Source organism: Vibrio sp. Makdt, assembly GCF_027587015.1.
Classification (GTDB): Bacteria; Pseudomonadota; Gammaproteobacteria; order Enterobacterales; family Vibrionaceae; genus Vibrio; species Vibrio chagasii_B.
Genome location: NZ_JAPPTH010000012.1, coordinates 96326 through 111396, shown reverse-complemented (window position 1 = coordinate 111396; position 15071 = coordinate 96326). Strand labels below are relative to the sequence as shown.

13 protein-coding genes are annotated in these 15071 nt (G+C 44.7%); 11 read left to right on the top strand and 2 right to left on the bottom strand.

Annotated elements, in window-relative coordinates:
- Positions 1–47 precede the first annotated feature (47 nt).
- Positions 48–1937, bottom strand: a complete 1890-nt coding sequence (locus OH460_RS16025; protein ID WP_269998566.1) for a methyl-accepting chemotaxis protein — start codon at positions 1935–1937, stop codon at positions 48–50.
- A 278-nt stretch (positions 1938–2215) separates the two neighbouring features.
- Complete coding sequence (gene fdhD / locus OH460_RS16020) at positions 2216–3040, bottom strand: formate dehydrogenase accessory sulfurtransferase FdhD (RefSeq protein ID WP_061034051.1); 825 nt, start codon at positions 3038–3040, stop codon at positions 2216–2218.
- Between the two features lie 397 nt (positions 3041–3437).
- On the opposite strand from fdhD, the gene OH460_RS16015 reads away from it, so the two are divergent.
- From OH460_RS16015 to cobB, 11 genes are all read left to right on the top strand, one after another.
- A complete protein-coding gene (locus tag OH460_RS16015) occupies positions 3438–3899 on the top strand; it encodes a DUF3305 domain-containing protein (RefSeq protein ID WP_061034050.1) in 462 nt (153 codons plus the stop codon).
- Positions 3889–4539, top strand: coding sequence for a DUF3306 domain-containing protein (locus OH460_RS16010; RefSeq protein WP_269998562.1), 651 nt, complete (start codon positions 3889–3891; stop codon positions 4537–4539). The genes OH460_RS16015 and OH460_RS16010 overlap by 11 nt, the downstream gene beginning before the upstream one ends.
- A 301-nt stretch (positions 4540–4840) precedes the next feature.
- On the top strand, positions 4841–6508 hold the full coding sequence (locus tag OH460_RS16005) for a 4Fe-4S dicluster domain-containing protein (protein ID WP_269998560.1): 1668 nt from the start codon (positions 4841–4843) through the stop codon (positions 6506–6508).
- Between the two features lie 9 nt (positions 6509–6517).
- Positions 6518–7156, top strand: a complete 639-nt coding sequence (locus OH460_RS16000; protein ID WP_269998557.1) for a TorD/DmsD family molecular chaperone — start codon at positions 6518–6520, stop codon at positions 7154–7156.
- Positions 7157–7234: 78 nt separating this feature from the next.
- Complete coding sequence (locus OH460_RS15995) at positions 7235–7435, top strand: twin-arginine translocation signal domain-containing protein (RefSeq protein ID WP_008217926.1); 201 nt, start codon at positions 7235–7237, stop codon at positions 7433–7435.
- Positions 7436–7445: 10 nt separating this feature from the next.
- Complete coding sequence (locus OH460_RS15990) at positions 7446–10301, top strand: formate dehydrogenase subunit alpha (protein ID WP_269998554.1); 2856 nt, start codon at positions 7446–7448, stop codon at positions 10299–10301.
- Between the two features lie 11 nt (positions 10302–10312).
- Entirely contained in the window at positions 10313–10921 is a 609-nt protein-coding gene (gene fdh3B, locus OH460_RS15985; RefSeq protein WP_004742271.1) for a formate dehydrogenase FDH3 subunit beta, read from the top strand.
- 13 nt (positions 10922–10934) lie between these two features.
- Complete coding sequence (locus tag OH460_RS15980) at positions 10935–12008, top strand: formate dehydrogenase subunit gamma (protein WP_269998552.1); 1074 nt, start codon at positions 10935–10937, stop codon at positions 12006–12008.
- Positions 11992–12408, top strand: coding sequence for a hypothetical protein (locus tag OH460_RS15975; RefSeq protein WP_004742273.1), 417 nt, complete (start codon positions 11992–11994; stop codon positions 12406–12408). The genes OH460_RS15980 and OH460_RS15975 overlap by 17 nt, the downstream gene beginning before the upstream one ends.
- A 377-nt stretch (positions 12409–12785) precedes the next feature.
- Entirely contained in the window at positions 12786–14006 is a 1221-nt protein-coding gene (locus tag OH460_RS15970) for an ammonium transporter (RefSeq protein ID WP_105057162.1), read from the top strand.
- A gap of 256 nt (positions 14007–14262) precedes the next feature.
- Positions 14263–14997: a Sir2 family NAD+-dependent deacetylase gene (gene cobB / locus OH460_RS15965; protein WP_061033408.1), complete on the top strand. Its 735-nt coding sequence runs from the start codon at positions 14263–14265 to the stop codon at positions 14995–14997.
- Positions 14998–15071 lie beyond the last annotated feature (74 nt).

The window sequence follows — 15071 nt, the reverse complement described above, 5'->3', positions numbered from 1 at the left end:
CAGTTTATTTAGAGGTGGTGACAGCCCATAACGAAGTAGGCTACACATCAGTATTTAAACTGAGCCACAATCTTCTCTAATTTCACACTCACGCTCGATACCTGTTCACTACAACGCACTGACCCTGATACTACGGTATGTGTATTACTGGCTAGATGAGCGATGTCGCTGATGTTTCGGTCGATCTCCGCAGATACCATGGATTGTTCTTCAGATGCTGTCGCTATCTGACTGTTAAGGTCGAACATCTCTCCGACTTGAAAGTGGATACCTTCAATCGCATTGACCACATCTTTAGTCTGGTGCTTAACTTGTTCGGTTTGCTCCAAGCTTGCCGACATCTTAGCGACTGTCTTTGCAATGCCGGACGTTAAACCATGGATAGTCGATTCAATTTGATGGGTTGAGTCGTTAGTCATTAAAGAAAGCTCTCTCACTTCAGAGGCGACCACCGCAAAGCCTCGTCCATGATCGCCTGCACGTGCAGCTTCAATCGCTGCGTTAAGCGCAAGTAGGTTAGTTTGTTCGGCAATTCCCTGAATCGTCGTTACCACTTGATTGATTTCACGGCTCTGTTCTTCAAGCTGCACGATTAGGTCTTGCGACTCTGCAATGTTTTCAACCAACACATTGATACTCGCATCTGTTAAGTGTGTTTCTTGTAATGCTTGATGGGCGTTATCTTTAATTTTCTCTGCATTAGTTGCGGCATTTTCTATATTGGCTGTGACCTCGTTACTGGTCATCACCAATTCGTTCACTGCCGTCGCGACGGACTCCGATTGTTGTTTCTGTTTATCAGCATTACTCATGCTTTTGATCGCGGCTTCTTCAGAGCTACATGAACTCTCTGTCAACACTGTCATAACTCCCGACAACTCTTTAATGTTGCCGTGCAGCTTGTTGATGAAGGTATCAAACGAGTGAGCAAGGTGAGCGAGCTCGTCGTTACCTTTAGCGTTCATTCGCACCGTTAAATCACCATCGCCATTGGCAATCGACTCCATCATCACGTTTATCGCTTTAATACGACCCAAGATGTTGCGACCGATGAAAACCAATAATAGAGAAAGCAGAGCAACAATAGCGGCGCCAAACAGATGCAACATATTTTGTGTGTGCCTAACTGCCACTGTAATCGCATGGCTTATCTCATTCTGCACTTCTTCAATGGCTTGTTCCGTTTTATGGACATTACTACGTAAGGCGCCTCTAAGCCCCAACTCTGCAGACAAGCCTAGATTGCTGTTAGCAACCAACAGAGTTTCAACTGCAGCCTTATATTCGGAATAGGCTTGTTCAGTCGCAATCGAGGTTTGGGAGTAGGGTTCAAACTCAACAAGAGCATTGGTTAACGCCGCATTCGTTTGGCTATTAATATGTGCGAGGTAATGGAAGTCTTTTTCGATCAGCTCTAACAACGCAAGTTCCAGTGCCAAGCTTGATTCTGATTCGATTGCTGATTTCAGCGCTGTTCTTTTTCCATCGAGAGCGGCGACAAAGCCCAAAGGTGGGGTTGTACGTTCAATGTCGTTCACTTGATTAACGATCTGGTGGAACTGTTTCTGGTACTGATGAAGGGTATCGGAGATCTTGGTCATTTGCTCGGTCAGGTGAAGTTCGTGCGAGGTGAGAGTTTGGTTCAACGTCACCAATCTTTGATTCAATATGTCGGCGGTTTTATCGAAACGCTCTGCGTATTTTTGATCGTGGCGAGACAAGAAGTCTTTCTCATGTCGCCTAAGCGTTAATAAATCTACTGAGCTTCTGAGGTTTTCGGTCGCAGCGATCTCCAATGATTCCAATTTGTCTAAGCTGAGTTGCTCGTAGACGGCATAGATAAAAACAGAAATAAACAAGGTGAGGTTGATTAAAATAAACTTACTGCGAATAGAAAGAGACAGCAGAGGATGCTGAGGTTCCGATGGATTACTCATGGTTAATTCCCTTTAAGCCGGTGACGTTGATATTCATCTTTAATTTGTATTAATAGATTCATTAAATTGATGAATATGTAACTAATAGCTTATTGGGGTGTTAAATCAAGATTTGTTTTAGGAAAAGCTAATTTAAGACATGATACGTGTAGGTTTAGATGGTCTGAAGCGTGAAACCTGTATCGGGAACGAATTGGGATAAAAACTGAAGAATATAAAAAAGGTGCAGCTGATACTGCACCCATAACAAATTAACTAAGCACGAGTTAACTTTACGTTTACTGCTCGCCTTTGACGTCAAAATCTATCTTGTCTGCACCTGTAAACACTTGGAAGCGCAAGCCTTTAGCACGAGCAATCGTTGTTATGCCGAACTTCTGCGCTAAATCTAAGCCCATTTGCGTAACGCCAGAGCGTGATAGCAGAACAGGGATTCCCATCTGCGCTACCTTAATCACCATTTCAGAGGTTAGGCGGCCAGTGGTGTAGAAGATCTTATCTTCGCCATCTTCTTTGTTAAGCCACATCTCACCCGCTAGGGTATCAACCGCATTGTGACGGCCTACATCTTCCACAAACGACAACACTTGATCGTCTTTGCAAACAGCACAGCCATGAACCGCACCCGCTTTCTTGTAGGTGTCGTTATAATGAGTCAGCGCTTCTAGAGCCGTATAGATTTCAGATTGCTTAATCTTGGTTTGAGGCACTTGGTAATCTTCCAATTGCTTCATCACGTTGCCATACATGGTACCTTGACCACAGCCAGACGTTACGGTCTTCTTCTTCAGTGCTTGTTCAAGTTGGCTCGTATCTTCTTTGGTGATAACCGCTGCTGAGCTGGTTTCCCAGTCGATGATGATTGATTCAACGGCTTCTGGATCAGAAAGGAAGCTTTGGTTTTTCAAATAACCCAAGACTAATGCTTCCGGGCGTGAACCCAATGTCATTAGAGTTACGATCTCTTTCCAGTTCAACATAACGGTAAGAGGGCGCTCGCACGCAATTTGTTTGGTTAGCTTTTCGCCATATTCATCAAACACTTCAACTTCGATGGTCTGAAGTGGGTTTTCACTGGTTTTTATTATGTTTGGTTTTACCACAGTCACGTCCTACTTAAAGAGATAGCGATTATAAGGGATAAGAAGTTAGGCAAGAGTCATCATACGACTCTTTAGAATACATGCGTTCTCTGTCACTTAGTCATTCTTAGCTTTAACTCAAGCATTTAGCAATTCTCATTCCAAAATAGCGGCTATTCGAGAAAACATGAAGCATTCGATTAAAATAGCGCAAAATATGAGAGTTCACCGAGACTAACTGTCTCAAACCAGCGCAATCGACTAACGTTATAGGGGTAACTTTACGACAACCGCACTAAAGACGGAGCAGGACTTAAAATGTATTGGCGTGTTTATTGCTTTGTAGAGGGTATATGATTATGCGAAGTACAAAATGTCCTACGTACGATCAGAATAAAGAAAATCAATTGGGTGCAGTATGTCTGAGATAAAAGAATTCCAAGAACACTACGAAAAAACAGAATCAGCTTGGCCAATAGGTGTCCAAAGAATAGAGAAAGAGATCAAAACTGGTATATGGGTAACAACTCAATGGGAACTCATCGGTTTTGAATTATCACCTGAACATGAAACCCCAGACGTATGTTTGCTCCAGTTACACAAAGACGAACGTACTGATTACCGCTTCAATCTAAGCTCTCAGCAACCTAAGCTATTCTTAGTTATGGATAATGTTGACTCCGGTAAACCTATTATTCAATTACTGACAGCATCACAAACCGTCGCAGGCCAATACATGGACGGAGATAACCAAGTATTGTCATACGACATGCCTTTACCTGTACAAGCGTGGATGGAAGCCTTTATCGGTCGTCATGGTGAATTATTAGAAGCAAGACGCAAGAAGCGCAAAGGGGCAGGTCGTTCTAATGGCAACTAACTTTTTTAGCCGTTGGTCTCAACGAAAGCTCGATGAATCGACTGATAAAGCGCGTGAAGCTGAACAGCCTCTTGAGGAAACCTCGGTTACCTCTCCTGAGTCTGCTTCTCAAACACCCACCTCTGCTGAAGAACTCGCACCAAATGACCCGGCTTCTATCGAGCCAACTAACGCTTTAGAAGAGTCTGCTGACACTAAAGAGTCGGCATCAGAGGCTACTGAAGAGCTGTCTATGGCTCAATTATTGGTATCAGAAGCATCAGAAAGCGTAAAAAAAGCCGCATTACGTAAGTTATTTCTCTCAGAAGAGTTTAACGTACGTGATGGCTTAGACGATTACGATGACGATTATAGTAATCTTAAGTCACTTTCTGAAGGTGTCGCTGAAAGCTTACGTGATTGGGTAAAAGAGAAGGCAGAAGAAGAAGAAACGTCAAGCGAACAAGAGCAAGCCACTGAAAATAAAGAAGAAGTTTCAGTTAACAACGCTGAAGAAGCGGAATCAGATCTTGTTGAAAGTGACGAAATTACGGGACAACAAAAAGAACTGTATAAAAACACAGTACCGGATAATTTCGACACCGATGTTATCGAAAATGACCCCAAAGAGGTGGGACAAAATATACCACACAAAGAATAGGTACATTTTGACTAAACACTCAATGAACCGCTTGCGACAAAATGTCCCAAGCGGTTTTTTTATTATCAAAATCGATTTAAATTTAATCTAATCCATTGAAAATATTGAATTATTAAATTGGCACGGCATTTGCTAAAACTAGTCCATTATCGACTTTTTTGTAGATAACTCGCGTAAACTTGACGAGTGAATGAATAGTTAACGAGACCATACGTTGTTAACTGAATACTCAGCAAGTTCTCCAACGCTAACTACAATGAAGATTGAACAGATTATCCATATCCAAAAATGGAACTGAGCAATGCTTAAACAATTATTAGAACAAGCAACTTCAAATAACGCAAAGGCGAGGCTGTATGCGTTTGAGAATACCGTTGAGTTAACAAACCTAATTCCACCGACAGTAAGTTATGAAAGTGGTGGTAATACGCTAATTATTGGTCCAACTGCGATCATCGAAAGTGCTGCGGCGCAATTGCCTCAGTTAACAAGCCTGACACTACTTTCAACAGACGGTGCGAAAGCGACCAACACTGAGTCAGAGCTTTACTACGCAAATGCTGTTCAGGTTTCAGGGTTCCTTGGTACGTTCGAAGTTCTTATCGAAAGCAAAGGCCTAACCAATAACCTAGCGAAAGTGGCGATTAACCATGACTGTTTTGATGTGGTTTTGGACTTATGTCTGAATAGCTGCATGACTGAAGAAGTGCCTGTTCCTGGTTATTACCCTGTAGGTCGTGGTTATCCAAAACTGGCTGAAGCGTTAGAAGAAATTCCTACGTTAATGGGCACGTTTGATAAGCCTAAGTTCTTCCGTTTGGACACAGACCTATGTGCACACAGTTCTCGTGGTGTTAAAGGTTGTGAGCGTTGTGTTGATGCTTGTCCTGCTGGCGCACTTTCAAGTGAAGGCTCAGATAAGACGGGTCACAAGATCGAGATTAACCCTTACCTATGTCAAGGCGTGGGTACTTGTGCAACGAGCTGTCCGACAGAAGCTATCTCTTACGCATTACCTAACCCTGACGATACTCAAAAATTCATTGAACGTACGCTAGCTAACTATGAGCAAGCGGGTGGTCTGGATCCAATCGTACTTATCTGTAGCTCACGTCATGAAACTTACAACGTGATGGCTCTTAAAGCGCTACCAGATAACGTGATTCCAATTGTCGTAGAAGAACTGCCATCTATTGGTATCGATACTTGGTTTGCAGCATTAGTTAATGGCGCGACTCAGGTACTGTTTGCAGCATCTCGCTTTATGCCAGAAACGATCATTCGTGTTCTGAATAACGAAGTAGGGATTGCACAAGAACTGCTAGACCAAATCGGAATTCCAAAAGAAACCATCGATATCCTGTATTTAGAATCGTTACGTGAAGGTCCTCCAACACTGTGTGTGGATTCGTTCGACCTGGCACTTGGCGATCTTCACGGTAATAAGCGTCAACGTCTATTCACTGCACTTGATGCTATGTCTTCGGCTCGTATTCCAGTTGAGAACATTGTTGAACTTCCATCTAATGCGCCATATGGCACGGTTTCGTGTGAAAGCAAAGATTGTACTTTGTGTATGAGTTGTGTGGCTGTGTGTCCGACACGTGCACTTCATACCGACGGCGCGTCTCCATCGCTTAAATTTGTAGAGCAAGACTGTATTCAATGTGGTCTGTGTGAAAAAGCATGTCCTGAGAATGTTCTGACTCTTACGCCTCGTATGAACTGGGTAAAAGAAGAACGTCAGAAAGCGGTTGTAATTCATGAAGAGAAAGCAGCGGAATGTGTACGTTGTCATAAACCATTCGCTCCTCAGTCTATGATTGACATGTTACAGAACAAGTTACGCGGTCACTCTCACTTTTCAGATGAAGCAGCGATTAATCGTATTGCAATGTGTGAAGACTGTCGTGTGGTAGATATGTTCGATTCAATGGCTCAAGACCCATTGAAACAATTGAAATACTAGGAGTTAGCCTTGGAAACGAATTTGGATCAGGCACAAGAACAGACACTAAGAACTGAGATCTATTTGGTTCTATCCGCACTGTTTCGCAGCGCACCTTCTGAAGAGGTGATCGACTTTCTAAAAACGCTAGACATTGAAACGTCTGAAAGCGCTATGCAAAAGGCTTGGATTGCCATTCAACAAGCGGCAACAGAATCAAACCGTGAAGCGCTTGAAGACGAATATCAAGATTTGTTCATCGGCATTGGTCGTGGCGAGGTCGTTCCATTTGGTTCTTGGCATCGCACGGGCGCCATGATGGAAAAACCATTGGCAGAGATTCGTCATGACTTAGAGCTGTTAGGCATTGAGCGTGACGATCAAGTGAAAGAGCCAGAAGATCATATCGCCGCACTGTGTGAAGTGATGGCTATGCTAACGGCTGAAGAAGAAGCACTACAACAGGCGGTATTCAATAAGCACCTTGGCCCTTGGTTTAACTCTTTCACGCGTCAGCTTGAAGGGGCAGAAAGCGCGAACTTCTACAAATCGGCCGCTCAACTGTGTGAAGCATTCTTAACGTTAGAACAAGTGCGTTTTAGCGTGAATACAAAAAGCAGTAAGCACAAATTAAAGATTGATGTGAAAAACGTCACTGATTACGAGTAATCGAGCAGTACGCGATTATATCGATAGAGGGGCATTAAGCCTCCAAAAAAAGATCTACCGTAAGGTAAGGAAGCAATGATGAAAGATAATAAAGATATAAATACAAGCCGTAGGGATCTACTCAAAGGCTTGACGACTGCAGCCGTTGCTGGTGCCGTTGTCGCTGGTACAACTAAAGTGGCAACCGCTTCAGAAACTGTTGAAATTTCGAAAGAAGACGTGAAGAAGACAGGGTATCGTGAGACGCAACACATTCGCGATTACTACGACACACTTTAGGAGATAACGGATGAAACTTGTCAAACGCTCCGATAGTGTGAGCAAAGAAACCAATCAGCTAGGTGTGTCTCGACGTGCCTTCATGAAAAATACCTCATTAGCTGCTGGTGGCGCAGTGGTAGGCGCAAGTCTATTTGCACCAGGCATGATGAAGAAAGCACAGGCTAAATCAGTCGATCCAGAAGCAAAAACAGAAGTGAAACGTACTATCTGTTCTCACTGTTCTGTGGGATGTGGTATTTACGCTGAAGTTCAAAACGGTGTTTGGTCAGGTCAAGAGCCTGCATTCGATCACCCATTTAACGCTGGTGGACACTGTGCAAAAGGTGCAGCACTTCGTGAGCACGGCCACGGTGAACGTCGTCTTAAGTACCCAATGAAATTGGAAGGCGGTAAGTGGAAGAAGCTTTCTTGGGAACAAGCGATTGAAGAGATCGGTAACAAAGCGCTAGAACTTCGTAAAGAGTCTGGCCCTGATTCAGTTTACTTCCTAGGTAGTGCGAAACACAGTAACGAGCAAGCTTATGCATTCCGTAAGATGGCTTCGCTTTGGGGCACGAACAACGTTGACCACCAAGCGCGTATTTGTCACTCAACCACAGTAGCCGGTGTTGCGAACACTTGGGGTTACGGTGCAATGACAAACTCGTTCAATGACATGCACAACTGTAAATCGATGCTGTTCATTGGTTCAAACCCAGCAGAAGCTCACCCAGTAGCGATGCAACACATCTTGATCGCGAAAGAGAAGAACAACTGTAAGATCGTTGTTGCGGATCCTCGTCGTACGCGTACTGCTGCGAAATCAGATCACTACGTTTCTCTTCGTCCAGGTTCTGACGTTGCGTTTATCTGGGGTGTGTTATGGCACGTCTTTGCAAACCAATGGGAAGACAAAGAATTCATTAAACAACGTGTATTCGGCATGGACGAGATCCGTGAAGAAGTCGCGAAGTGGAACCCAGCAGAAGTTGAACGCGTAACTGGTGTTAGTGAAAAAGACGTATACCACACAGCGAAACTACTTTCTGAAAACCGTCCGGGTTGTATCGTTTGGTGTATGGGTGGTACTCAACACACGACTGGTAACAACAATACACGTGCTTACTGTGTACTTGAGCTTGCGCTAGGTAACATCGGTAAATCAGGTGGCGGTGCAAACATCTTCCGTGGTCACGATAACGTACAAGGCGCAACTGACCTTGGCGTACTGTCAGACACACTTCCTGGCTACTACGGCTTGTCTGAAGGTTCTTGGCGTCACTGGTCGAAAGTTTGGGATATCGACTTTGATTGGATCAAAGGCCGTTTCGACGACAACGCATACGGTGGTCAAAAACCAATGAACAGTGCAGGTATTCCTGTATCTCGTTGGGTTGATGGCGTACTTGAAGACAAAGACAAGATTCGTCAGCGCGAAAACATCCGTGCCATGTTCTACTGGGGTCACGCGGTGAACTCTCAGACTCGTGGTCCAGAGATGAAGAAGGCGATGCAGAAGCTGGATATGATGGTTATTGTTGACCCATACCCAACGGTTGCAGCGGTAATGAACGATCGTACCGACGGCGTTTACCTGCTACCAGCAACGACTCAGTTTGAAACCTACGGCAGTGTAACGGCGTCAAACCGTTCTCTACAGTGGCGTGACAAGGTTGTTGATCCTCTATTCGAATCTAAACCTGACCACGAAATCATGTACCTGCTTTCTAAGAAGCTTGGTTTCTCTGATCAGCTGTTCAAAAACATCCGTGTTGAGAACAACCAACCACTGATTGAAGATATTACACGTGAATTCAACAAAGGTATGTGGACGATCGGCTACACAGGTCAAAGCCCTGAGCGTTTGAAAGAACACCAACAGAATTGGCACACATTCCACAAAACGTCTCTAGAAGCAGAAGGCGGTCCAGCAAATGGCGAGACTTACGGTCTACCTTGGCCATGTTGGGGCACACCAGAGATGAAACATCCGGGTACACACATCCTTTACGATACGTCTAAGACGGTTGCTGAAGGTGGTGGTAACTTCCGTACTCGTTTTGGTGTTGAGTTTGAAGGTCAAAGCCTACTGGCAGAAGACAGCTACTCGAAAGGCTGTGAGATCAAAGACGGCTACCCAGAGTTCAGTGACAAACTACTGAAACAACTGGGTTGGTGGGATGATCTAACTGCAGAAGAGAAAGCATCTGCTGAAGGCAAAAATTGGAAGACTGACGTTTCAGGTGGTATCCAACGTGTGGCAATTAAACACGGCTGTATCCCATTTGGTAATGCGAAAGCACGTGCGATTGTTTGGACATTCCCAGATCGTGTACCACTGCATCGTGAGCCGCTTTACACGCCACGTCGCGACCTAGTTGCTGATTACCCGACGTGGGACGACAAAGAAGCTATCTTCCGTGTTCCTACGCTTTACAAGTCGATTCAAGAGCAAGACAAATCTGGCGAATACCCGATTATCCTGACCTCTGGTCGTTTGGTTGAGTACGAAGGTGGTGGTGAAGAAACCCGTTCTAACCCTTGGCTAGCAGAACTACAGCAAGAGATGTTTGTTGAAGTGAACCCGAAAGATGCAAACGACATCGGCTTTAAAGACGGTGACGATGTTTGGGTTGAGGGTGCAGAGAAGGGCCGTATTAAAGTGAAAGCGATGGTTACACGTCGTGTGAAACCGGGTCTGGCATTCATCCCATTCCACTTCGGTGGTAAGTTCCAAGGCGAAGATTTGCGTTCTAAATACCCAGAAGGCACTGATCCTTACGTTATTGGTGAAGCTGCTAACACAGCAACCACATACGGTTACGACCCTGTCACGTTGATGCAGGAAACGAAAGTAACCCTTTGTAATATTCGTAAAGCGTAAGGAGTCTTAAAATGGCTAGAATGAAATTTCTTTGTGACACCAAGCGTTGTATCGAATGTAACGGTTGTGTCACTGCATGTAAGAATGAAAATGATGATGCTCTGGAATGGGGTATTCAACGTCGTCGCGTTGTAACACTGAACGATGGCGAACCGGGTGAGAACTCAATCTCAGTAGCGTGTATGCACTGTACTGATGCGCCATGTATGGCAGTTTGTCCTGCAGACTGTTTTGAACATACAGAAGACGGCATCGTACTTCACAATAAAGATCTGTGTATCGGTTGTGGTTACTGCTTGTTTGCTTGTCCGTTTGGCGCACCTCAATTCCCTAAACAGGAAGCGTTTGGTGAGCGCGGTAAGATGGACAAGTGTACCTTCTGTGCTGGCGGCCCAGAAACAGAGCCAGGTTCTGTTGAAGAGCGTCAAAAGTACGGTGCGAACCGTATTGCTGAAGGTAAACTGCCAATGTGTGCTTCGCTTTGTTCAACTAAGGCATTGCTAGCGGGTGACGCAGAGAAAGTTTCTGATGTTTTCCGTCAGCGTGTTGTTGAGCGTGGTGCGAAAGGTGCAGGTTGGACAGACGGCAACGACCTTTCTTACGATGCGACTAAGAGCTAAGTAGGAGAGACATATGCTTACAATGTTTAAGCGTCTCTTCCTTGTAGTGCTGCCGATGTTGGCAGCACTAACAATGCTTTCTCCTATGAGTCATGCATCTGAGACGAACTCATCACAAACTCAAACAAGCTCTGCTCAAAGAGAGATCACACAACTTGCGGGTGCCGATTTCTGGCGACAAGTAAGAAATGGTGAAGAAGGTTACACCACATCTCAATCGGCTGAGCACGGTGTGTTAATCAGTACACCAGGTCAAACGTGGTACATATTGAAAGAGAAGTGGATGTCACCAGCCGGTGCCGTCGCTATCTTTGGCAGTATTGCTTTCGTAACCCTTATGTATGTTGTGATTGGCCCATTGATGTTAAGTGCACCAAGAACAGGCCGTAAGATCAAACGTTGGTCTCGACTTGATCGTGCATTGCACTGGAGCATGGCGTTTACCTTCTTAACACTGGCGTTCAGTGGTTTGATGTTGGTTTACGGTAAACACTTCTTGAAACCTTATATCCCGACTGATCTATGGGGCTTCATCGTTCTACTGGCTAAGCAGTATCACAACTACATCGGCCCGATTTTCTATATACTGTTGATGGCGGTTCTTATCAAATGGTGGCGTAAGTCGATCTTTAAGAAAGTCGATATTCAGTGGTTCTTGAAATTAGGCGGTATGGTAGGGAAACATAAAGGTTCTCACCCGTCTGCAGAGTTCTCAAATGCCGGTGAAAAAGCGCTGTTCTGGCTACTTATCGTAATGGGTAGTGTCGCTGCGATCAGTGGTTTGGTATTGGACTTCCCAATCTTCGGTCAAACTCGTCGTGATATGGAGCTTTCAAACTTAGTTCATATGCTGGCAGCTTTGATTCTTATCTGTGGCTTTGTGTTCCACATCTACATCGGCTTGTTCGGTATGGAAGGTGCACTAGAAGGCATGGTAACCGGTGAAGTTGATGAGACTTGGGCGAAAGAACACCATGACCTTTGGTACAACGAAGTAATGGAACAAGAGAAAAACGGCGTTGAACAAAGCGCAAACGCAACAACAGAGAAAACGGAAGGGGTGAATAAGAATGAACAAACCTCATAAAGGTATTTGGGTTGCTTACATCCTAAGCTGCTTTACACCATTTACTTGTCTTATCTCTGGTGTGATTGCGATTATCTACGCTGGCTACCGTTTAGACAAAGGAGAAGATGGCGAAGTAGTGGATACCCATTACTACGGCTTGATCCGCTCGTTCTTCTTGAACCTGACGTTCTTCGTGGTGCTTATCGTAACGGTAGCAACCTCAAACGGCGTGTTAATTGGTGTGAACGATTACTGGTATCAAAACCATATTATCGATGACATCGCTTACTACATTCCATATGTAGGCATGTTGTTCGGTGGTGTTGCGATTGTGGTTTGGTTTATCCGCATGTATCAAGGTATGCAGCGTTTAAGTCAAAACCTACCGCAAAACCCGTCTACAGGACCAAACCTGTAGCGCTAACGCGTTAACGACATACCTAAAGAAAGCCCAGTGTTTTATTTCACTGGGCTTTTTGTTTTTGAGCCTTTAGAACAGTAAATAGTCGTCAGTCACTCTCTGTATCAGAACTAACTCATTCGCCGCTTCAATATGGTGCAACTCCCTTTTTTGGTGCAATTGTCGGTGTGATTTTTCCTATTTTCAAGAACCATAAAAGTGCACCTAAATATTTAGACTCAAAAAATCAATAAGTTAAAAAGAAAATCTGTTGCACGAAAATTACCCTTCGCACTTGGAACGCATCTTGCCTTTACTGTTGAGTCTTTAATTAATTACAACATTGAATCGCACGATAGCAGTGCAAATCAGATAAAGCGAAGGAGAATGCTTTAATGAGTGAAACGGTGACTCAAGTTCATAGTGCAGTACAAACCCTTACCCAAAGTTCAGACACTTTATTCCTATTACTCGGCGCAATCATGGTCTTCCTGATGCACGCTGGCTTTGCGTTTCTCGAAGTCGGTACCGTGCGAAAGAAGAACCAAGTCAACGCTCTGGTTAAGATCCTTTCCGATTTTGGTGTCTCCGCCATCGCTTATTTCTTTATCGGTTACTGGGTTGCTTACGGCGCTCACTTTTTTGCCGACGCTGAAACGCTCTCACAAGGTAATGGATACGAACTGGTTAAGTTCTTCTTCCTAATGACCTTCGCAGCCGCAATTCCAGCCATCGTTTCAGGCGGTATCGCGGAGCGCGCGCGTTTCTATCCAATCCTAATTGCAACGTTATTTACCGTTGGTTTCGTATATCCATTTTTCGAAGGCATCATTTGGAACGGTAATTTTGGATTCCAAGATTGGTTAGAAGGTAAGTTTGGTTACGGATTCCATGACTTTGCGGGTTCTGTCGTGGTTCACGGCGTTGGCGGCTGGATCGCTTTGGTTGCCGTTTACTTCTTAGGTATGCGTAAAGGTCGCATCCGCGCGGGTAAACACACTAACTTCGCACCATCGAACATTCCTTTCCTGGCATTAGGCGCGTGGATCTTATGTGTGGGTTGGTTTGGCTTTAACGTGATGTCTGCACAAGCAATCAACGGCATCAGCGGCCTAGTGGCGATGAACTCACTGATGGCAATGGTTGGTGGTATTCTGGCGGCGCTTGTTGCAGGTAAAAATGACCCAGGCTTTATTCATAATGGTCCTTTGGCTGGCTTAGTAGCAATTTGTGCAGGGTCAGACTTAATGCACCCATTAGGCGCTCTGATTACTGGCGGCGTGGCGGGCGCTTTGTTTGTTTACCTATTTACTTACATGCAAAACAAAACACAGATTGATGATGTATTGGGTGTATGGCCTCTACACGGCGTATGTGGTGCCTGGGGTGGCATTGCAGCTGGTATCTTCGGCCAACAAGCTTTCTGGGGTCTAGGCGGCGTGAGCTTAGCTTCTCAGTTGATTGGTACAGTCGCAGGTGTTGCAGTTGCTGTCGTCGGCGCGTTAATCGTATACGGTGTGTTGAGCAAACTAACAGGCCTACGCTTAAGTGAAGAAGATGAATTCAACGGTGCGGATCTTTCTATCCATAAGATCTCTTCTATCAACGAAGACTAACGTTATTCACTTGGTGGGTTAAAGCACATCAAGTAGACAACTGTTGAACAGAACTAAGCGGCTTCGGTCGCTTTTTTGTTTCTATGGATAGCAAAACAGAGAATTTGAGTAACAACCACCACAACTATCAAGCGAGTTATGTCACAAATAGCCAATGAATTCAGTTGCCTAAGACTATGGTCTAATCCCCAAAACTATTGTTGGAATTTGAACAGTGCTAAGCTGTTACAAAGTGACATATCTAAAAGGACGTTATATGCATTTCCCATATCGAAATATCGTAATTCTTACTGGCGCTGGCATCTCTGCAGAGTCGGGGATACAAACATTCCGAGCACAAGACGGGCTATGGGAAAACCACAAAATCGAAGATGTCGCGACGCCTGAAGGGTTCGTAAAAGATCCTGACTTGGTACAAGCTTTCTACAACAAACGTCGTCACGGCCTGCAAAGTGAGAGCATTCAGCCAAATTCAGCCCACAAGGCGCTAGGAGAGCTCGAAGACAAGCTTGATGGCAAAGTTACCATCATTACTCAAAACATCGACAATTTGCACGAGAGAGGCGGTAGCAACAACATTATTCACATGCATGGTGAGCTTTTAAAAGCGCGTTGCAGTGAATCCAATCAAGTTGTAGAGCACAAAGACGATATTGAAACGGGTGAACTTTGTCATTGCTGCCAAATCCCTGCACAAATGCGTCCACATATTGTTTGGTTTGGCGAAATGCCACTAAGAATGGGCGACATTTATTCCGCACTAGAAGAAGCCGATCTATTTATCTCAATTGGTACATCAGGCGTGGTATATCCAGCTGCTGGGTTTGTACATGATGCGAAAATGCATGGCGCACACACGATAGAAATCAACCTTGAGCCAAGTGCAGTAGAGAGCGAGTTTGAAGAGAAGCGCTACGGCAAAGCCAGTATCGAAGTGCCCAAGCTAGTGAGTGAACTATTGTCGGTTGAGAGAGGCTCATTAACCGCTTAATCAATACTGCCACACTGTCGAATGAACATAAAAAGGAAGCAAACGCATGTCTGACTACAAAAGAGAGCCCAGAG

Excerpts from the sequence above, each read along its gene's own strand:
- OH460_RS16025 (WP_269998566.1), bottom strand. The coding sequence starts at position 1,937 with ATGAGTAATCCATCGGAACCTCAGCATCCTCTGCTGTCTCTTTCTATT.
- OH460_RS16015 (WP_061034050.1), top strand. The coding sequence starts at position 3,438 with ATGTCTGAGATAAAAGAATTCCAAGAACACTACGAAAAAACAGAATCA.
- OH460_RS16010 (WP_269998562.1), top strand. The coding sequence starts at position 3,889 with ATGGCAACTAACTTTTTTAGCCGTTGGTCTCAACGAAAGCTCGATGAA.
- OH460_RS16005 (WP_269998560.1), top strand. The coding sequence starts at position 4,841 with ATGCTTAAACAATTATTAGAACAAGCAACTTCAAATAACGCAAAGGCG.
- OH460_RS15995 (WP_008217926.1), top strand. The coding sequence starts at position 7,235 with ATGAAAGATAATAAAGATATAAATACAAGCCGTAGGGATCTACTCAAA.
- OH460_RS15990 (WP_269998554.1), top strand. The coding sequence starts at position 7,446 with ATGAAACTTGTCAAACGCTCCGATAGTGTGAGCAAAGAAACCAATCAG.
- fdh3B (WP_004742271.1), top strand. The coding sequence starts at position 10,313 with ATGGCTAGAATGAAATTTCTTTGTGACACCAAGCGTTGTATCGAATGT.
- OH460_RS15980 (WP_269998552.1), top strand. The coding sequence starts at position 10,935 with ATGCTTACAATGTTTAAGCGTCTCTTCCTTGTAGTGCTGCCGATGTTG.
- OH460_RS15975 (WP_004742273.1), top strand. The coding sequence starts at position 11,992 with ATGAACAAACCTCATAAAGGTATTTGGGTTGCTTACATCCTAAGCTGC.
- OH460_RS15970 (WP_105057162.1), top strand. The coding sequence starts at position 12,786 with ATGAGTGAAACGGTGACTCAAGTTCATAGTGCAGTACAAACCCTTACC.
- cobB (WP_061033408.1), top strand. The coding sequence starts at position 14,263 with ATGCATTTCCCATATCGAAATATCGTAATTCTTACTGGCGCTGGCATC.